The sequence below is a fragment of the Gluconobacter oxydans DSM 3504 genome, from assembly GCF_000583855.1.
GTDB lineage: Bacteria > Pseudomonadota > Alphaproteobacteria > Acetobacterales > Acetobacteraceae > Gluconobacter > Gluconobacter oxydans.
In genome coordinates, this window is the sequence record NZ_CP004373.1 from 906,081 (window position 1) to 925,727 (window position 19,647).

Here is a 19,647-nt window from a genome sequence, read left to right on the forward strand (position 1 = left end):
GATCAGGCGATTTTCGGCGTCAGCAGGCGGCTGCGGTTGAACAGGCTCTTGACCTGGGCATACAGCGCACCGAAATCCGGCATGCAGGCGTTGTGAAGCGCGCGCACGCTCTCATGCGTGGCATAGAAACGCAGGGTGCTCAGGCTTCCACTCATGATGGCCGTCCCCAGAAAGACGCCATCGACATGAATGACCTTGGAACTCAGCATTGGTCTTCAACCTCGTCATGACTCCCGCGTCGGGAGCACAGAATGTTTCCACGTTCCACACGAGCCCCTCCTCAGGGCTCCACCGATCTGGAACGCGTCACTAACGGGGCTCATGCCACATCGTTGCTTAATGGAACGTGACCTTTTTATGATAGGGCGTGCCGTCTGCGGAACGATCCCGCCCCTCGCTGTGGCGTCACAAGGGCCGGGGGGATGGACTCACCCCGAGCCATGCGGGAAAACGCAAGCCATGTCTCGCAACGCTCCTTCCGCCCCTCACCTGACCGCCGCTGACCAGCCGAATCTGTGGCTGCCCTATACCCAGATGCAGACCGCGCCTTTCCCCGTGGAGGCCGTCAGCACTTCGGGAAGCCGGATCACGCTTGCGGACGGCCGCGAGCTTGTGGATGGCGTGGCGGCCTGGTGGACGGCCTGTCATGGCTACAGTCATCCGCACATTCATAGGGCACTGGTCCGGCAGGCGGAGCGGATGCCGCATGTGATGTTCGGCGGCATGGTGCATAAACCCGCCATCCGTCTGGCCGCGCGGCTGGCAGCGATGCTGCCGGGCGATCTGGAGCGGGTGTTCTTCACCGATTCCGGATCGGTCGCGATGGAAGTCGCGATCAAGATGGCGGTGCAGTATCACATCAACCGCGGCACTTTGGGCCGGACGAAGATCTTGTCCTTCCGCGGCGGCTATCACGGGGACACGCTGGGCATGATGTCCATCTGCGACCCCGAGGAAGGCATGCACAGCCTGTTCGCCGGCGTTCTGCCTGAACAGGTCCTAGCCGATCTACCCGTGGAGGCGGACAGCATGGCGCGGCTTGAAGCCCTGCTGGCGGAACGCGGCAACAGCATCGCGGCCATGGTTACGGAGCCTCTGGTTCAGGGTGCGGGCGGCATGCTGTTTCATGACCCCGAGGTCCTGCGCCGTCTGCGCGAACTGTGCGACCGTCACGGAATCCTGCTGATCCTCGACGAAATCTTCACAGGTTTTGGCCGCACGGGAACGATGTTTGCCTGCGAACAGGCAGGGATCGTGCCGGATATCGTGGCGCTGTCGAAGGCCCTGACCGGCGGGACCATGGCGCTGGCCGCGACTGTGGCCCGGCGGGGTGTCTTCGAAGCGTTCCTGTCCGACAGCGCCGGGCACGCCCTGATGCACGGGCCGACCTTTATGGCCAATCCGCTGGCCTGTGCGGTCGCCAATGCGTCGCTGGACCTGTTCGAGACCGAGCCACGACTGGAGCAGGTCGCGGCCATCTCAGCCCAGCTTGCGCGGGAACTGGAGCTCTGCCGCACGCTGCCCGGCGTGAAGGATGTACGCGTCCTTGGTGCAATCGGCGTGGTGGAACTTGAGACGCTGGACGATCCCGATGCGCTCCGCCGGGCCTTCGTGGAACGTGGCGTCTGGATCAGGCCCTTCCGCAACATCCTCTATCTGACGCCTGCCTTCACCATCACCCCCGAAGAGCTCACGCGTCTGACAACGGCCATCGTGGATGTGCTGCGGGAGCGCGCATGAGCCTGTTCGACAGCCATTTCATCGCCACCCTGACTGAACGCGAGGCCATCGGAACACGCCGAAGCCTGCGTCCCGTAGTCCGGCAGGACGGCATGATCATCCGCGACGGGCGGCGGATGCTGGATGTGTCGTCCAACGACTATCTGGGGCTGGCGGATCATCCCCTGCTGCGCGAACGCGCGGCTGACTGGGCGCTGCGCTTCGGGACGGGCGCGCGGGCCTCACGGCTGGTCAGCGGAACGCTGGAGCTGCACCGGCAGGTCGAGACGAAAATGGCCGCCTTCAAGGGCTGTGAGGATGCGATCCTGTTCGCCTCGGGCTGGCAGGCCAATGCGTCCGTTATGCCTGCACTCTGTGCGCTGTCCGTGGCCCGGACGGGCGCGCCGATGCTGGTATTTTCAGACCGGCTGAACCATGCCAGCCTGCATCATGGCTGCGCGGCAGCAGGCGTGCGGCAGATCCGGTTCCGGCACAATGATCTGTCCCATCTGGAAACTCTGCTGGCCCGCGAGGCCGAAAAACCCGGCCTGCGGATGATCGTGACGGAAAGCGTGTTCTCCATGGACGGAGACCGCGCCGATATTCCGGCTCTGCGGACGCTGGCCGACCGGGCGGGGGCGTTCCTTTATGTGGACGAAGCCCATGCGACCGGCGTTCTGGGGCCGAAGGGGCGCGGCCTGTCCTGCGGGATGGCCGATCTGACGATGGGAACGTGCAGCAAGGCGCTGGGCGGGATGGGCGCTTATGTCGCAGGCTCGAAGCCGCTCTGCGACTATCTAATGAACCATGCGTCGGGCTTCATTTACAGCACGGCCCTGCCCCCTGCGGTTCTGGGCGCGATCGATGCGGCACTGGATGTCGTGCCGGGTCTGGATGAAGAACGCGCCCAGTTGCTCGGACAGGCCGAGCGGCTTCGAGCCACACTGCATGGAGCGGGGCTGTCCACGGCGGACTCCACAACGCAGATCGTTCCTGTCCTGATTGGGGGGTCTGAACGCGCCATGGCTGTGGCTGCCGGACTTGAAGAGGCGCGGTTTCTGACGGTGGCGATCCGCCCGCCGACCGTGCCTGCCGGAACCGCACGGCTGCGGCTGGCGCTTCATGCCGGGCTGAGCGATGCGGAAATCGACCGTCTGGGACAGGCTGTCATCGCTCTGACACGAGACATCGCATGACACGGGCGCTCTATCTTGTGCATGGCTGGGGGTTTGATGCGTCTTTCTGGACGCCAATGCTGGCGCATCTGCCGGATGTGAGCGCGCAGGTCGTGGATTGCGGTTATTTCGGCTCGGAACATCGCCCGGCCCTGCCGGATGCACCTTATCTGGCTATCGGGCATTCGGCGGGATCGCTGGCACTGCTGGAGCAGGACCTACCGGGATGTGAGGGGCTGGTGTTCTTCAACGGCTTTCCCCGTTTCACAGCCGCGCCGGACTTTCCAGACGGGACGCCAGAACGGGTTCTGACCCGGATGCGGGCACGCCTGAAACGTGATCCGGTCGCCGTTCTGCATGATTTCCGCGCTCTTTGCGGAACGGATGCGCCACTTCCCGGCACACCGGATGTGGATGCACTGGATCGGGGACTGGAAGCGCTTCAGACTCTGGATCATCGCCCGCAGGCTGCGGACTGGAATGACCAGCTGCACTGGATGACGGGCACCGACGATCCGTTCGGCGCGGCCAAAGCTGGTTTTGCGACAGCGGGCGAACGGGTTGAGGGCGGCCATCTGCTGCCCCTCACCCATTCCGGACTTTGCGCGGATTTCGTGCGGCGGTGGCTCGATGACCCGCGCTGACACTCCTGAAGATATCCTGCGTCGCAGCAGCATTGCCGCGCGGTTTGATGCGGCTGAGGACTATGACGCGGCGGCTCATATCCAGCGCCGCTGCACCATGGCCTTGATGGACCGCATCCGAGCCGCCACGGCGGATGATGCCCCTGCCTCCATTCTGGAATTCGGCTGCGGCACAGGCTTCCTGACGGCGCGGTTGGCGGATCATTTCCCGCAGGCCAGCCTGCTGGCGACCGATCTGGCACCTGGCATGATCGCACGGGCGCGTCAGCGGCTTTCGGGCGAAGCCATCCGCTTTCACGTCATGGACGCGGAACATCCAGACGTATCCGGACCGTTCGATCTGATTGCTTCCAGCTTGTGCCTGCAATGGTTCTCGAACCGGAGCGACGGCTTGCGGCGGCTTTGCGACCTGCTGGCGCCACAGGGGCGTCTGATGGTCACGACGCTGCTGCAGGGCAGTCTGGACGAATGGAAACAGGCCTGTCTGGCGGAAGGGGCGCCGTGTGGCGTACCGGATTATCCATCCGCGCAGACAGTGCGAACCGAATGCCCCCCGGGCGGCATGGGAACATGGGAGGTGCTGACGCTGCAGGATCCCGTAGACAGCGCGCGGGACTTCCTGCGGGGCCTGCGGCAGATCGGAGCATCGGTTCCACGCGCTGGCAGCACGCCCGCCAGCACCGCGGCCCTGCGCCGGGCCATGCGGCATTTTGACCGCACGCATTCCAGCGTGACCTATCAGATCGGCATCGGGACATTCGTGAAATCCGGCGTGAAAACGGAAAGGACAGAGCCATGAATTTTCAACGCGGGGTTTTCGTCACGGGAACGGATACCGGGATCGGCAAGACCCTGGTCAGCGCCATTCTGTGCCGTGCCTGGAACGCCACTTACTGGAAACCGCTTCAGACCGGTCTTGCGGATGAGGAAGGCGATACGCCTACCGTCCGGGACCTTGCGGGGCTGTCTGCTGCACGGATCATCCCCCCGGCCTATGCCTTTCAGGCCCCGCTTGCCCCACTGGCGGCGGGCGATCTGGAGAACGTGACCGTCAATCCGGGACGGCTCGTCCTGCCGCAGGTGCAGGGGCCGCTGGTCGTGGAAGGCGCGGGCGGGCTGATGGTGCCGGTGCGTGAAGACATGATGATCGTGGACCTGATCGAAAGCCTGGGCCTGCCGGTCGTGCTGGTTACACGCAGCGGATTGGGGACGATCAATCACACGCTGCTGAGCCTTGAGGCGCTGCGGCGGCGCGGCATTCCCGTGGCTGGCGTGGTGCCTGTCGGGCCGCCAAATTCCGGCAATGAACGGGACATTGCGCGCTTTGGCAAAACGCAGATCCTGTTCCAGGTTCCGCATCTCGACGCAATAACGGAAACATCTGTCGCCGAATTGTCTGGCAATGTTCCGTTACTTGATGTCTTGCAGCAACAGATTTCACAATAATGTGTCATCCGGGGCGCATGCCATAAAAAGACCGCGCCAGACCTTGTGAAATGGCATCCTCATCATAGAAGAGCACTTCGCAACGAAGGGCTTCCGGCGTATCGCTGGAAGATCGGACTTCGTTTCGGAGATGCCGACAGAAACTGGGATATTGGGAAGAGTATGAGTATCCTGCGCCGTGATCTGGTCAAGCTTGGGGCCGGACTGACCCTTCTAGGAACAGCCTCCCGTATGGCCCATGCCCAGTCCACAGCCACACCCACAGCGGCTTCTCCACCGGCGGGAACCGCCGCGCCGGAATCGACGCCTTTTGACAATGGCACGGTCCGCCTTCTGGCGCAGCGCCTGTCGAAGAAGCCCTATTCCCCGCCGTCTCCGACGCTGCCCAATGCCATCGCGAACATGGATTTCGACCAGTTCCGCAGCATTGCCTTCAATCCAGAGAAGGCGCTGTGGCATGGTCAGAACCTGGCGTTCGATGTGGAGTTCTTCCCGCGCGGCTTCCTGTACAAGCCCCGGATCGGCATGAACGAGGTCACGGGCGGGCAGTCCACGCCCATTCCCTACGATCCCGATCTCTTCACCTATTCCAACCCCGTCCTGCGCGTCACGGATGATCTCGGCTTCTCGGGCCTGCGTCTGCGCTATGCGATCAACACGCCGGGCGTCATGGAAGAATGTGCCGTCTTCCTTGGTGCATCCTATTTCCGCGCCGTGGCCAAGGGTCAGAATTACGGACTGTCCGCCCGTGCCTTCGCGGATGGCACCGGCAATCCGAAAGGCGAGGAATTCGCCCTGTTCCGCGAATTCTGGCTTGAAAAGCCGGAGCCGGGCGTGGAATCCATCGTCATTCACGCGCTGCTCGACAGCCCGTCCCTGACCGGCGCCTTCCGCTTCACCATCCGTCCGGGCGATACGACCGTCTTCGATGTGCAGTCCTCGCTGTTCCCGCGTCAGGACATCACGGAATCCGGGATCGCGCCGCTCACGGGCATGTTCTATTTCGACGCCAACGAGCGCAATCACGTCGATGACTGGCGTCCGGCCGCGCATGACAGCGAGGCGCTCCAGATCTGGACGGGCGCAGGGCAGCAGCTTTACCGGCCGCTCATCAACCCGACCGATCTCCAGTTCTCGGCCTTCGAGGACAGCAGCCCGCACGGTTTCGGCCTGATGCAGCGCAAGCGCTCCTTCCACGACTACGAGGATCTGGCGCTCAACTACCAGAAGCGTCCGTCGCTGTGGATCGAGCCCATCGGCAACTGGGGCGATGGTGCCGTCGATCTCGTGGAGATCCCGACGCCCAACGAAGTCAACGACAACATCGTCTCCTTCTGGCGTCCCAAGCAGCCCATGAAGGGCGGGCAGGAATACAGCTACATCTACCGGATGTACTGGGGCTGGGACACGCCGTGGCCGACCCAGATGGCCCGGGTTGCGGCAACGCGGATCGGTGGCGTGACCGATCATGCCGATGCACGGTTCTTCGCGATCGACTTTACCGGCGCACCGTTCCAGAACGTGCCGCCGGGCACGAATTTCCATCTGATCTCGCAGGCCACACCCGGCACGATCCGCAACGTCGTGGTCGAGCCGAACCCCGAAATCCAGGGCTGGCGCACGACCTTCGAGTTCGTGCCCGGCGATGCGAAAATGTGTGAACTCCAGGCCCAGCTCGCCGGCGATCAGGGTCCGATTTCAGAAAAATGGATGTATCGTTGGACGCCGTGACCGAATTTTCCCCTTCAGCCGGGCCGGCCACAGCCCCGTTCCTGCCGCCGGAAGCGCCGCTGGCCATGAAGGCGCAGAACCTTCACCAGCAGCCGGACCGTCACGGCAGACCTTTCCGTATCCTGCCGACCACGCCGTCCTTTCTGTGGCTGCGCCGCCTGTTCGTTTTTGGCGGCGCGCTGCTGCTGACGGGCTACGGCATGTACAGGATCAACCAGGTCTTCAACTCGCTCGGTGTCTCGGCACTGGGCGTCATCATTCTGGTCCTGTTCGCCATTCTCGCGTTCTGGATCGCCCTGTCCTTCACGTCCTGCCTGGGTGGTTTCGTCTCGCTGATCCGGCGCGGCGGACTGGGGCTTGGCATCCATCGCACAGGACCGCTGCCGGAGCTGAAAAGCCGCACCGCCGTCCTGATGCCGACCTATAACGAGGACCCGACGCGCGTCCTCGCCGGTCTGCGCGCCATTCACGACAGCATTCTCGCGACCGGACAGATCGACGCCTTCGATTTCTTCATCCTGTCCGACACGACCAATCCGGATGTCTGGGTGCAGGAAGAGCGGGCTTTTCTGGAGTTCCGCAAGGCCACGAACGGCGACAGGCGGATTTTCTACCGCCGCCGTCACAAGAACATCGACCGCAAGGCCGGCAATCTGGGTGACTGGGTCACGCGGTTTGGCTCGTCCTATCAGCAGATGCTCACGCTCGATGCGGACAGCGTCATGGATGGCAGCCTGATCGTGCGCATTACGGCAGCCATGGAGCAACATGACGGTGTGGGCCTGATCCAGACCCTGCCGGTCATCGTGGGTGGCCGCACGCTTTTTGCCCGGATGCAGCAGTTTGCAGGCCGCGTCTATGGGCCGCTGATCGCGCATGGCATTGCCTGGTGGCATGGTTCAGAAGGCAATTACTGGGGCCATAACGCCGTCATCCGCACGCAGGCTTTCGCGGAGCAGGCCGGTCTGCCGCATCTGAAGGGCCGTGCGCCATTCGGCGGCCACATCCTCAGCCATGACTTCGTGGAAGCCGCGCTCATGCGCCGTGGCGGCTGGGCCATTCACATGGTGCCAGGCCTGTTCGGTTCCTATGAGGAAAGCCCGCCGTCCCTGACGGATGTCGCCATCCGCGACCGTCGCTGGTGCCAGGGCAATCTGCAGCACAGCAAGATCCTTGGCACGAAGGGCCTGCACTGGGTCAGCCGCGTGCACATGCTGACCGGCATCGGCTCCTACATCATGTCGCCGCTCTGGCTGCTGTTCCTGCTGTTCGGCATCCTGATCTCGCTTCAGTCCCATTTCTATCATCCCGAATATTTCGGTACGAAACCCACGCTTTATCCGCACTGGCCGCGGGTTGATCCGGTCCAGGCGAAGCTCGTCTTCATCGGGACGATGGGGATTCTGCTGGCCCCGAAGGCTCTGGCATTCATCGCCATGATGTTCGACCGCGCGGCTCTGCGGGGTTCAGGCGGGATTTTCCGGCTGGCAGTTTCCATCGTTCTGGAGACGCTGATCGGCGGCCTGATCGCGCCGATTGCCATGCTGATCCAGACCTCCGGCGTCATCTCGATCCTGCTGGGCCGGGATTCCGGCTGGAACGCGCAGAACCGTGACGATGGCCGGGTGTCGCTGAAGGAAGTGGCGCACGGCTACTGGATCTACACAGTGTTCGGGCTGCTTCTGGCAGTCGCGGCCTGGTCGGTCTCACAGGCGCTGTTCCTGTGGATGACGCCGGTACTGCTGGGGCTGGTCCTTGCCATTCCGCTGGCAGCGCTGACGGCGAGCCGGGATGTCGGGCTGGGCCTGCGCCGGGCCGGTCTGCTGCTGATCGAAGAAGAAACGGCACCGCCGCCAATCCTTCAGCTTGCCGCAGCCAATGACGCGGCGCGGGAACGCGCGGCCCATGCGCCGAACGCTCCGCCGGAGGAGGCTTTTGCCGCACTTCGCCAGAACGCCACCCTTCTCGCCGCCCATGAAGGCGCCCTGCCCCCTCCCCGCAAGCCGGGGAGTCCGATCGATGCCAATCTGCTCGTCGGGCTGGTCAAGCTGAGGGAGGCACCATCCCTGCAGGTCGCGCTGGAATGCCTCTCACGTCAGGAGAAGGCCGCCGTGCTGGGAAATCCCGAGGGCATCCAGCTCATGGAGCAGCTCAAGGCCTGAAACCCCCAGCGCTTTACGGCATAAAAAAACGCCCCGGCCATGACAGCCGGGGCGTTTTTCGTTGAGACGATGAAGCCTCAGTGTCCGACGACGGAAGAGTCTCCGAAGGACTGGGCCTTCTTGACGATGTCGTTACACGTCGTGACGCGCTTGTCCTTGGGCAGGGTGCTGATGTCGAAGACATTGCCGCCAGCCGTCTGGAGCAGGCCCTTGCCACCAAGCGAATAGAACTGGTCGTTCTGAACGTCCGGGCGCTTTGCCAGCGTGCGGGAAGCCACGATCGGCGACGTGCCGAGTACCAGCTTCTGCTGCACACAGTAGTAGCTCAGCCCCGCGACGTTGCCGGCCTGGGCGTTTTCGATGGACGGAAGGCCATCCGCGCCCAGCGTGCCCGGCGATGCGGCGGTCAGGATGTTCTTGCCACCCGCAACAGCCTGAAGATTGGCGGACGGCAGGGTCGCCTGTGTTCCGGCCGGGATCGTGGGGACGGGGCTGGTCTGCGGGACCGGCGGTACCGTCTGGGCGACAGCTGCACCCGAAATGGTCAGGCCGGCAGCAGCAAGAACAGCGAAATACTTGTTCGAAATCATGGCACTCTTCTTTCCATATACAGGATGTCCTGTGCGCCCCTGAGAAGGAGATACAGAAATCATCCGGTCTGGAACATCGTGAAGGATGCTCCGTTGCCTTGAGTAACACTCCAGACCGGACGTGGTTTCTTGCGAGATGTCCTTTTTCCTCATGGCGGTCATGCGGGAACTTTTGGATCATCACGTTTTACCGAACACATCAGGGTCCTCTGTTTCCCCCGCAGGAGCGGATTGAACGGCGACGGTTTCTGCGTCACAGTTTGCCCATGTCACAGAACCCCGATGCTCCCTCCGCCGCACCCGTTCCTCCCGTCGCCCGCCGTGAGCCGCTGACCACCACGCAGCTTGGGCGGACACGCACGGATTCCTATGCCTGGATGAAGGATGAGAACTGGCAGCAGGTCCTGCGCGATCCGTCTGTTCTGCGCGAAGACATCGCCACGCATCTGAAAGCGGAGAACGCCTATGCGGAAGCCGTGCTGGCTGGCATGGAACCGCTGCGCGAGACACTGCTTCAGGAAATGATCGGCCGCATCCCGCCGGCGGAATCCTCTGTGCCGGTGCCGGATGGCCCATGGGAATATTATGTCCGCTTTGAGGACGGAGCGCAGCATCCCCTGCGGGTCCGTCGTCCGCGCGGCGGTGGCGAAGAACAGGTTCTGCTCGATGCCGATGCTCTGGCGAAGCAGCATGACTATTATGCGCTGTCGCAGACCGACCATTCCCCCGATCACCGCTATTTCGTTTATGCGGAGGACATTCAGGGTTCCGAGGTCTATCGCATTCAGGTCGAGGATCTGGAGACGGGTGAACTCTGTGCTCCGCCAGTGCCGAGCACGACGGGCAGCTTCGCCATTTCACCGGACAGCCAGTGGCTGTTCTGGATCTATCGCGACGATAATGGCCGCCCGTCGAAGATCTATCGCCGTCCGCTGACAGGAGGCGAGGACGTTCTGGTCTTTGACGAAACCGATCCCGGGTTCTTCCTCAGCATCGGCGTCAGCGCATCCCGCAAGTGGATCGTCATCGAGCGCGGCGATCATGATACCAACGAGACGCTGCTTATCCCGGCTTCCGACCCGACGGCCCTGCCCGTCGTCGCAGCCCCTTTGGTGCGGGGCGAGCGCTATTCCCTGACGCACTGGAACGACCGTTTCATCATCCTGACCAACGCAGGCGGCGCCGTGGACTTCCAGTTCATGCAGACGCCCGACACGGCAACAGGACGCGAGAACTGGACGCCTTTCGTGCCGTACCGCGAAGGGCATTATCTGCTGGGGGCCAGCGCCTCGCGCGGGCATCTCGCCTGGGCCGAGCGGCGGGACGGAAACATCCATATTCTCGTTGTGCCCGAGGGCACGGAAGGCGATATCCGCGCGCAGGCTAAAGCCATCGGCATGGACGAGGCCGCCTATGACCTGACGATGTTGGGCACGCTGGAATATGACGCTTCGGCCCTGCGCTATATCTACCAGTCACCGACCAATCCGGCGCACTGGTACGATTACGACATGGCGAGCGGCGAGCGCGTTCTGCGCAAGATCCGCGAAGTCCCGTCCGGCCATGATGCAAGCCGCTACGAAACGCGCCGCCTGTTCGCAACATCCCCTGACGGAGCGCAGGTTCCCATCACGGTCCTGATGCGCAAAGGGCAGGCTCTGGACGGATCGGCACCGCTGCTTCTGTATGGATATGGCTCCTACGGCATCGCCATGGACGCCGATTTCTCCACGACCGTGTTCAGTCTGGTGGAGCGGGGCTGGATCCATGCCATCGCCCATGTGCGCGGCGGGTCCGAAAAGGGCTGGAACTGGTTTCTGGACGGGCGCGGGACGAAGAAGCCCAACACCTTCATCGATTTCATCGCCTGCGCCCGACACCTCGTCTCGGAAGGTTATGGCTCGGCCGGGCGCATCGTCGCGCAGGGCGGCTCGGCTGGCGGTCTGCTGATGGGCGCAATCACGAACATGGCGCCGGAGCTATTCGCGGGGATTGCCGCGCAGGTGCCGTTCGTGGACATGCTCAACACCATGTCCGACGTCTCCCTGCCGCTGACACCGCCGGAATGGCCGGAATGGGGCAATCCGCTGGAAGATCCCGCCGCCTATGACCTGATCGCCAGCTACTCGCCCTATGACAACATCGAAGCCAAGGCCTATCCGCCGGTTCTGGCGATGGGTGGCCTGTCCGACCCGCGCGTTACTTACTGGGAGCCCGCGAAATGGATCGCCAAACTGCGGGAAGTAACGTCCGGCGGCCCGTTCCTTTGCCGCATCAACATGGAAGCCGGCCACGGCGGCTCATCCGGCCGCTTCAAAAGACTGGAAGAAGTCGCGCTCGTTCAGGCCTTTGCGATTTGGGCGATAGATCGCGCTTAATGAATGACCGCTATGGGGGGGGGGGGAAGCGGAAGGTCGGTTATCTATCTCACACGTATTATTAGGGTGCTGCGTGCATCAACCAGATTAATCGCAAATAATTTCTAGAATCGCGACACCTCCAGCCAAATCGGGTCGTTGCTCTGCTGAAGCTGTGACATCATTTTACTAGCACGAGACGTCTTTGATCTTTCTGGAATGTACAATTTTCCAGACCTTCCATTAGCTTCTTGCAAAAATTCAGAAGAGACAAGAATGCGCAGTACCTTTCCCTGAAGCTTCGCATCCCCATACTCTCCGAGACCACGTAGTAATGCTTCCTCTTTGCGACCGCTGCCGGGCTGAAAGAAAGTTTTTCGCAAAATAGTAACTAGTATTATTTCTGAAGGCTTAAGATGTGTTTTCCGGATACGAGCTACGGTATCCAGGTTCGATTTTTTTTCGATTTCACAATTCTTAATCCAATCAGGAACTTCGCTACCCGAGACCCCATCTAAAGTCTCAATAATTGAGTCGGAAATAATTGTATCTATAGTATTAGAATTAAATATATTCAAATATCCGATTTCACAACCCGATAAGTGAAGACCTTCTATTTTCTTTTCCGACAAATCAAAGGTAGAAATGTAACCACCGCATATTTCTGACCCGGAAATATCAATCTCGCTAACCGACGATAATGCAATTCCCCCAACAATATCGCAGTTAAGTGGGCCTTCATTTTCTCCTCTTCCATTCTGAATACGCTTAACCGCATCAATGATAGTAAATGATTTATTTAGCCTATTTGCAATTATCTCTAGGCCAAGATTTCCTGCGCCATGTTTCCATTCGGAACTTTTAATATTCTCTTCAAAAGTTGCAAGAATACTGCTAACATCAAAGCCGCGCAAACCTTCAGCGATAAAATCATCAATAAATTGACGATCATCTGTTTCAGCAGCGACACGCCCTAATCCAGGTAGCCGTTGCAACATTGAAATTGCTTCCTGTGCAGGATGTTGTCCTACTATAGAAGTAAATGCTTGCTGTACATCTGTCGGTGTAATGGGGCCCCGTCCATCTGGAGCTATTCGTGTTTTCCGTGATAATAAACGGAGGATATTTTTTATGGTCTCGGGATCATAGCTTGCGCGAATTTGTGAATCACGACTGCAAAGTGCGTCAATAAAACTTTCCCAAAACTCTGGTCTTCCCGAAGAAGCGTCTATTAATTTTTTCTGGGAAAAGTTTGCGTACATTTCTGCTATTAAAGGCTTACGAGGCAACCATATTGGAATGTGCCCATCATAGCCTGCGGTATGCAAAAACTTCTTCGCCTCGTCCATGGAAAACTCTGGAGGGGTTTCAACTATTATAGCAGTTTTATTTAGACCTAGAGCCGCAAGCATCTCATTATCACTACTGAAATAGTGCTCTCTCCCACAAATTATTGCCCCAGATTTTGTTCTATTTAATATGTCTCGAATTGGTTCCATTGTACGTGCGCGAGATTTTGCAATCGCATCTGGCTCACTACCCCACTCTTGTATTGCTAGTTCATCAAATCCATCAAGCAAAAGAAATAAATCACCCTTGTGAAGGGCCTCAACCGCCCGTTCCTTCATTCCGTCAAGTTGGAGCATTGAATAGTGACGATAAATTAGTTCTTCTGCGCTTTGAGTGCCCCACATTGTTCGCAGATCTATTGATATGGGAGATTTTTCCGTGGCATTCTTTGGAATGAGCTTTGAAAATAATTCTTGAATACAGCGACTTTTCCCAGTTCCAAAATCGCCGATCATTACTATTCTAGCACCATGCTGAATTCTGGTAACTAAGTCCTCAAGTTTGTAACGATGTCCACTTCGGTCGTCGAAAAATACCGGAACGTAAGGTCGAGTATCCGGACCCTCTTGCGTTTCATTGATAGCACTTCCAAAAGACCGTTGGAGCCGTGCCGCAACATAAGATGAGGAATCATACCAATTTCTATAAAATATTTCGAACGAAGTTATTTCGATTCTAGCGGCTCTAGCCGATTCTATCATAGAAGTTGTAGGCTCTTTTTCTAAAATTATATAAACCTCAGCAAAAACCCCTTCCCCTAATAGTTTTTGCTTTACAATCTGAAGCCGAGCTACATCGCCTCTAATTTTCTCTAAAGTATGATTTACAGTTGCCTCAATAATAATTTTATAATCATCTCGCCGGCTTGCTACGCAATCAAAATTAATTCCCGCTAGATGCTCTTGTCGAAATGGCAAACTAAACCGTACAGCTGAAAATTCCCTAACTTTCCGCTCAAATAAGTCGCCTTTAGACATAAATATTTAATCCCATTTTCGTAACACATATTAGGTTCAGTAACTTTCCATACCCCGAAATTAAATGTCAATAACAAATATGAATTCTAGGAATGTCTGCTTTCTGATGACTAAAATGTCGTCACGACGTCTCTTATGAGGCGTAAGCGGACGTAGTCATAAATGGGACGATGGCCGAAAGGAAAAGCCACAAATAAAAGTTTTTGGGTTCCGCCTTTTTCCAAAAAGGCGGAGAGCCTCAAAGCTTTTTGAAAAAAGCTTCACCAAAAACTTTTATTTTAAAATCCTTATCTGTGGCCGAACAGATGGCGGATGTCGTCGCCGAAGTGCTGGAAGGCGGCGTGGGTGGAGCGGTGACGGCGGTTGCCCTCTTCTGACACGACGGTCACGGTGGCTGTCATGCCGGCAGCGAGCGTCAGGTCATCGGGGATCTTGTCGATCTTTACGCGGACCGGGATACGCTGCGCCAGACGCACCCAAGTATAGACCGGGTCCACTTCCGGCAGGCCCTGCTTGTTCACCAGCGCGTTGTTGCTGGCGATACCGCGGGTGATGCTCTCGACATGGCCGAAAAGCGGGTCGTGATAGCCCATCAGATCCATGCGGACGAGATCGCCCTCGTCGAGGTCATGAACCTTGGTTTCCTCGAAATAGCCGTCCACCCAGTAGGAACTGGTGTCGATGATGTGGATGTTGACCACACCGGCCGTTGCAAAGTCACCGGGACGCATGATGAGGTTGGTCACGATGCCGTCGATGGAACTGCGGACTTCCGTTCGCTCCAGATTGATCGCGGCCTGACGCTCGGCGGCCTGCGCCGCATCGTACTGGGCCTGCATCTGCTGAGACAGAGCTTCATACTGCCGCTTTTCCTCAACGGAGACGGCGGTGCCGGGAATGGCCTTGCGCCACTGGGCCTGAACGACACGGAATTCCAGATCGGCCTTGCGTTCGGCCACACGCGCTTTGGCAGTATCGAGCGCCACCTTGAAGTCGAACGGATCAATGACGTAAAGCACGTCCCCCTTGTGGACGAACTGGTTGTCCTTCACCCGCACGTCGAGGATCTGTCCCGACACACGGGGCGCGATATTGGCGACCTGTGCACGGACCTGTCCGTTCCGGGTCCAGGGAGAGGCCGTGTAGTAATCCCACAGAATGACGACCACGAGAGCCGCCACCACGAGAATGCAGAGCGTGATGGTCAAGCGGATCAGGCGATGGGCACTGGCAAGCACGGGACGGTCACCTTGGTTTCGGAAAAAGGAATTCGAAGCGGGGATAAAGGGGTCAGAGGATCAGTGTGTAGATACCGATCAGGCAGATCAGGATGCCGAACTGGGCCAGTGGCGGATCCCAGACGAAACGCCACAGATCGAACCAGCCCATGATCCAGCGCAGGATGGCCAGCGTCAGAAGCGCCAGCGCCAGATTGATGACGAACGCCGAAACCAGCACGCCATCGAGATCGACAACCTGTGTCATCACCATCGTTTGCGTCCTATTCCATAATGATGCACGGCGGAACGGTTCAGGCGCACCATGGTCCGCACGGCTTCAAGACCACCAATACAGTTGATGATCATGGACTGCTCTTCGCGGATACCGTCGGACAGACGCTCGAAAAACATGGCCTGAAGTTCGGGAATTTCGGCTTCCAGAAGGCCGAGCCTGTCGTGGGCCAACAGGCGACGGACATGACGGACCATAGGCCTGAGGCCATGAAGATGCCCTGCCTGATCCAGATAATGCCGGACACGGGCGATGGTGCTGGAAAAGTCCTCCAGGGCCACGAAGCGGTTGAAGACACGCCGGGAGCGCAGGCCGGGATCATGCATCCGGTCCGTCCACATCAGGAACTGGCTGAGGCGTTCGTATTTCCGGCTGAGAAGTGGCGGCCCCATGCGCTCGCCATGCCCGGCGAGTTGCGTCTCCAGATCATAGGCGATGGAAACCGCCAGCCGGAACCGGTGCCGCCGCGCCGTGGGGGGCCAGAGCAGGACCAGCAGCACGAAGGAGAGCACGGCCGCCATCGCATAGAAGGTGTTGCGGGTGATGAAGGCCAGGGGGTCGTAATTGTGGTGATTGCCGAGCCCGATGAACACCAGAAAGAACACGCCGTAATTGAAGCCGATGGCGCTCGTTTTGGGATTCATCAGCAGCAGGCAGGAAATGATGGTCTGCGGCAGAAGCACCAGCGCCAAACCCAGCATGCTTTCAACATGGGGCAGAATCATGAAGTCCAGCCACGCCGCCACGAGAATGCCCGCGGGCATGCCGATGATCGCGCCCTTGCCGAACTGGGCCGTGTCAATGGCCGTGGACGCCAGCGTCAGGACCAACGCCGTCTGCGAGAGGGCCGTAACGGAAGCCGGAATGCTGGACGCAAGGCAGAGCGCGGAGGCGACACTGAAGCCCAGCAGGACGCGCATCGCATTGATGAATGCCGTCACATAGTCCGGATTGCTCTCGAGATGGGCCAGTTTGAGCGCATCGCCCGCCGGTGTGGCGCGCAGGAGCGTGTTCATGCCGGTGCGGATATGCAGACGGTTACTGAGCAGCGTCGAGCAGCGCTCGAAAAACCAGGCTTCCCGCGCCGAAGGGACGAAATCCGGGTCTTCCTTGCGGATGCCGTCCAGAATCGTATCCATCGTCTCAAGACGGGTCGTGCCGTCCTCGGAGCGCTCGTGCCAGGCCCGGACGTGACGGATCAGGATGTCGGAAATGCCCCCCGTTTCCAGAAGCCACGCGATGGCACGACTTGTAGTCAGAACCGTCAGCATGCCGATGATGCCGAGCCTCGCACCCGCCATCCGCAGGCGTCCGCGCTCGACTTCGGTCCGCGCATAGGAAATCTGGGTCATGAGCGCGAGGATCTCACCGCTCAGCCCGATCATCTCTTCCGGCGTTGCGATCGGCTCGCCCATGATGGCGGACTTGCCGGTCTGCCGCACGCGATGGGACAGCGTCTCCATGGCCGTGGACAGTCTGCGCCAGGCTTCCGGAGAGCCCGAGAGAATGTTCACTACGGCGATGGACGCGACGCCGATGGCGATGTCAGAGGCGCGCGCGATGCTGACGGGATAGATGTTCTGCGGGTCATCCATCGTGGGAATGGCCACCAGCGCGACCGTATAGCCTGCCAGAAGCGCCCCATAGGACCGGAAGTCGCGCTCCAGAGAGCCTACGAAGGCACAGGCTGAAATCCAGAGGGCTGCGCCCCCCAGCGAGAGGGCGCGCTCCTCATTGAACATCGCGACGAGAATGATGGAGACGCTGACGCCCAGCACGGTGCCGGCAAGGCGGTAGAACGCCTTGGACAGCGCCTGACCACGCAGGGGCTGCGCCAGGATCATGACGGTCACGCCTGCACTGGCCGGAGAGTCAAGCTGCGACCAGAAGGCTGTTCCAAGCGCCAGGACAAGTGCAAACCAGGTCCTGAGACTGAACTGGAGCCACCCCGGGCGAAGAACTGACTGTAGTGCCGCGGTCAAGAGCGATACCCCTTACCCGGCACAGACTTCATCAGAAACAGTCCCACGGCCCTCATTACCAGAATCAGACTACCAACCTTAGGAGCGCTTGCCCGGAAAAGTTAGTCCTCGAATCCTCTGGACACGTTTTGACAGACGGCGTTTTCGCATCTGCGCCGTCCGGGAGACTAGTCTTCCTCGGGCGGGAGGGCGTTGCAGGCCGCAGTCAGCTTGGGATCCGGATGGGATGTGGCCGTGCGGCAATAGGTTCGGGCATCGGCACCACACATATTCGTGACATCCTCCATTTCCGAGGAAAGAACGTCACGCGCAACGCCGATATCCTGATTGTGTTCGGGATCGATGCCTTCTTCCTTGCTCAGCGCCGTCTGCGCCTGGTGCATCTCCTTGAGCGCGTTGATGCAGGAGTCGCCCGCCGCGTCCGGGTTGGTCTGCAGCACCCGGAGGATCTTGTTGATGGCAAAACCCTGCTGGTTGATCGTGGGATCGTCGTCATTGGTCTTGGCCTCGCCATCATCGGCCCGGGCCGCGACAGGGCTGGCGAGGGCGACGGCGAGAGGAAGAAGAGCCAGCAGCAGGGCGGGACGGGAATGGCGCTTGATCATGACTCTTACGTTAGGAGAAAATCCGGACCGGACAAAGACCCTGAACGAGGCTGTTGCAGGTTGTTGCAAACAGGCCGCAGCGAGGAATTCCGCCGCCTGCATGGCTTGCCAGCTTGACTCTGCAGGGCGGGATGGGTAATCGGGGCCATTCTTTCGCGGGCGTTCCGGCCCGCTGTCCGGTCCGCAAGGGCCTTACCCGTCGAGAGCCTGTCACCATGAAGATCCGCAACAGCCTGAAGTCCGCCAAGGTCCGCGACAAGGACTGCCGCGTTGTCCGCCGCCGCGGCCGCGTTTACATCATCAACAAGAAGAACCCGCGCATGAAGGCTCGCCAGGGCTGAACCCCTTGGTCTGCCGGATGACGGACGGGCGGCGCTGGCTGATGGCTGGCGCCGTTCTGCTTTGTAGCCCGGCCCTGACTTTTCTGCCCGTTCAGGCCGCACGCGCCGCAGATCCTGCCGCGTCCGGCCCCGCAGCGCCTTCTGCTGCACAGCCTGCCCTTCCCGGCTCCCAGGCGGGAACCGCAAAGGCCACGGCCCCTGCTTCCTCCCCCCGTCCGCCACGCAAAACGCTCCATGACCGCCTTGTGGATGCGGAAAAGGCTCTCGCCATGGCGGGGAATGAAAAGCAGGCCGGCGAAATTTCCGAACGTGCCGAAGCCCTCCGCAGCCGCGCTCTGACCGGCAGCGTGCAGATGCTCATCAGCGATTCGCATGATGCGCTGGAGAAACATGATTTCCAGCAGGCGCAGGATGATCTGACGGCCGCAATCACGATCCAGCCTGACCAGTCCGTGCTTTACCGCCAGCGCGCCGCCATCCGGCTGGCTGCGGGTGACAGCAACGGGGCCATCGCCGATCTGGGCGTCGAGCTTCAGGCTGATCCCGGTGATCCAACGGCCTGGGGCATGCTCGCGGAAGCGGAACATGAGCGGCATGAGCCCGAGGCCGCCCTTAAGGCCTTCCATCAGATGCTGCTGCTGAATCCGAAATCGCCCGATTCCGACAAGCAACTCAAGACACTGGAACAGGCCCGGGACGGCCAGCAGGACTGACGCTCCTGCCGGTGCTGCCCACCTGTTGCTCTGGCAACCCCTTGTATTGCCGCGTGTTCATCCCCTGATTCCTTTTTTCAGGAGATTTTATATGACCAAGCAGTCCCCCGCCCATGCAACCGCTATCCCTCAGGCCGAAGCCAAGAAGAGCTGCTGCTCCAAGATGAAGACCTGCTGCCAGAAGGCCACGCGCGCTCGCGAAATCGGCCTTGCCGGCATGACGGCCATGGCAACCTTCGGGCCCAAGCGCTTCCGTCCGTATTTTCAGCAGATCCTGGCCGTCATTGCGGTCGTAACCGCCACGGTTGAGTTCTTCCGCAAGCGCAAGGACTGATTTTCCAGC

The 19,647-nt window shown here is 59.9% G+C and carries 18 protein-coding genes; 11 read left to right on the top strand and 7 right to left on the bottom strand.

The annotated features are described in order from the left end of the window. Window positions 1–2: 2 nt before the first annotated feature. The gene (locus GLS_RS04035; RefSeq protein ID WP_041111329.1) at window positions 3–209 is read right to left on the bottom strand and encodes a hypothetical protein; all 207 of its coding nucleotides are present in this window, start codon (window positions 207–209) and stop codon (window positions 3–5) included. Window positions 210–459: 250 nt separating this feature from the next. On the opposite strand from GLS_RS04035, the gene GLS_RS04040 reads away from it, so the two are divergent. From GLS_RS04040 to mdoH, 7 genes are all read left to right on the top strand, one after another. After that, entirely contained in the window at window positions 460–1,740 is a 1,281-nt protein-coding gene (locus tag GLS_RS04040; protein ID WP_052327457.1) for an adenosylmethionine--8-amino-7-oxononanoate transaminase, read from the top strand. Next, the gene (locus GLS_RS04045) at window positions 1,737–2,915 is read left to right on the top strand and encodes an aminotransferase class I/II-fold pyridoxal phosphate-dependent enzyme (protein ID WP_041111330.1); all 1,179 of its coding nucleotides are present in this window, start codon (window positions 1,737–1,739) and stop codon (window positions 2,913–2,915) included. Before GLS_RS04040 ends, GLS_RS04045 begins: the two co-directional genes overlap by 4 nt. After that, window positions 2,912–3,538 (top strand): alpha/beta hydrolase family protein, encoded by a 627-nt coding sequence (locus tag GLS_RS04050; RefSeq protein ID WP_041111331.1) that lies wholly within the window; start codon window positions 2,912–2,914, stop codon window positions 3,536–3,538. Before GLS_RS04045 ends, GLS_RS04050 begins: the two co-directional genes overlap by 4 nt. After that, window positions 3,525–4,337: a methyltransferase domain-containing protein gene (locus GLS_RS04055; protein WP_041111332.1), complete on the top strand. Its 813-nt coding sequence runs from the start codon at window positions 3,525–3,527 to the stop codon at window positions 4,335–4,337. The genes GLS_RS04050 and GLS_RS04055 overlap by 14 nt, the downstream gene beginning before the upstream one ends. Then, a complete protein-coding gene (gene bioD / locus GLS_RS04060) occupies window positions 4,334–4,984 on the top strand; it encodes a dethiobiotin synthase (protein ID WP_041111333.1) in 651 nt (216 codons plus the stop codon). The genes GLS_RS04055 and bioD overlap by 4 nt, the downstream gene beginning before the upstream one ends. Before the next feature lie 162 nt (window positions 4,985–5,146). After that, window positions 5,147–6,715, top strand: a complete 1,569-nt coding sequence (locus tag GLS_RS04065) for a glucan biosynthesis protein (RefSeq protein ID WP_041111334.1) — start codon at window positions 5,147–5,149, stop codon at window positions 6,713–6,715. Next, entirely contained in the window at window positions 6,691–8,877 is a 2,187-nt protein-coding gene (gene mdoH, locus GLS_RS04070; RefSeq protein WP_052327458.1) for a glucans biosynthesis glucosyltransferase MdoH, read from the top strand. Before GLS_RS04065 ends, mdoH begins: the two co-directional genes overlap by 25 nt. 77 nt (window positions 8,878–8,954) lie before the next feature. On the opposite strand, the gene GLS_RS04075 is transcribed toward mdoH, so the two are convergent. Beyond that, entirely contained in the window at window positions 8,955–9,467 is a 513-nt protein-coding gene (locus tag GLS_RS04075; protein ID WP_041111335.1) for a DUF2501 domain-containing protein, read from the bottom strand. A 266-nt stretch (window positions 9,468–9,733) separates the two neighbouring features. On the opposite strand from GLS_RS04075, the gene GLS_RS04080 reads away from it, so the two are divergent. After that, the gene (locus GLS_RS04080) at window positions 9,734–11,845 is read left to right on the top strand and encodes a S9 family peptidase (RefSeq protein ID WP_041112644.1); all 2,112 of its coding nucleotides are present in this window, start codon (window positions 9,734–9,736) and stop codon (window positions 11,843–11,845) included. A gap of 104 nt (window positions 11,846–11,949) precedes the next feature. Here GLS_RS04080 and GLS_RS13240 read toward each other — a convergent pair whose 3' ends face one another. From GLS_RS13240 to GLS_RS04100, 5 genes are all read right to left on the bottom strand, one after another. Then, complete coding sequence (locus GLS_RS13240) at window positions 11,950–14,151, bottom strand: NACHT domain-containing protein (RefSeq protein ID WP_148295886.1); 2,202 nt, start codon at window positions 14,149–14,151, stop codon at window positions 11,950–11,952. Between the two features lie 287 nt (window positions 14,152–14,438). After that, complete coding sequence (locus tag GLS_RS04085) at window positions 14,439–15,389, bottom strand: efflux RND transporter periplasmic adaptor subunit (protein ID WP_041111336.1); 951 nt, start codon at window positions 15,387–15,389, stop codon at window positions 14,439–14,441. 52 nt (window positions 15,390–15,441) lie between these two features. Then, window positions 15,442–15,642: a DUF1656 domain-containing protein gene (locus GLS_RS04090; RefSeq protein WP_011252304.1), complete on the bottom strand. Its 201-nt coding sequence runs from the start codon at window positions 15,640–15,642 to the stop codon at window positions 15,442–15,444. Further along, window positions 15,636–17,645, bottom strand: coding sequence for an FUSC family protein (locus tag GLS_RS04095; protein WP_041111337.1), 2,010 nt, complete (start codon window positions 17,643–17,645; stop codon window positions 15,636–15,638). Before GLS_RS04095 ends, GLS_RS04090 begins: the two co-directional genes overlap by 7 nt. A 167-nt stretch (window positions 17,646–17,812) precedes the next feature. Then, window positions 17,813–18,250, bottom strand: a complete 438-nt coding sequence (locus GLS_RS04100) for a hypothetical protein (RefSeq protein WP_041111338.1) — start codon at window positions 18,248–18,250, stop codon at window positions 17,813–17,815. 215 nt (window positions 18,251–18,465) lie between these two features. Between GLS_RS04100 and ykgO the strand changes: the two genes are divergently transcribed. The 3 genes from ykgO (at window position 18,466) to GLS_RS04115 (ending at window position 19,638) form a co-directional block, all read left to right on the top strand. Further along, on the top strand, window positions 18,466–18,591 hold the full coding sequence (gene ykgO, locus GLS_RS04105; protein ID WP_007281615.1) for a type B 50S ribosomal protein L36: 126 nt from the start codon (window positions 18,466–18,468) through the stop codon (window positions 18,589–18,591). A 41-nt stretch (window positions 18,592–18,632) separates the two neighbouring features. Next, complete coding sequence (locus GLS_RS04110; protein WP_193363846.1) at window positions 18,633–19,304, top strand: tetratricopeptide repeat protein; 672 nt, start codon at window positions 18,633–18,635, stop codon at window positions 19,302–19,304. A gap of 91 nt (window positions 19,305–19,395) precedes the next feature. Then, entirely contained in the window at window positions 19,396–19,638 is a 243-nt protein-coding gene (locus tag GLS_RS04115; RefSeq protein WP_041111340.1) for a hypothetical protein, read from the top strand. Window positions 19,639–19,647: the final 9 nt, after the last annotated feature.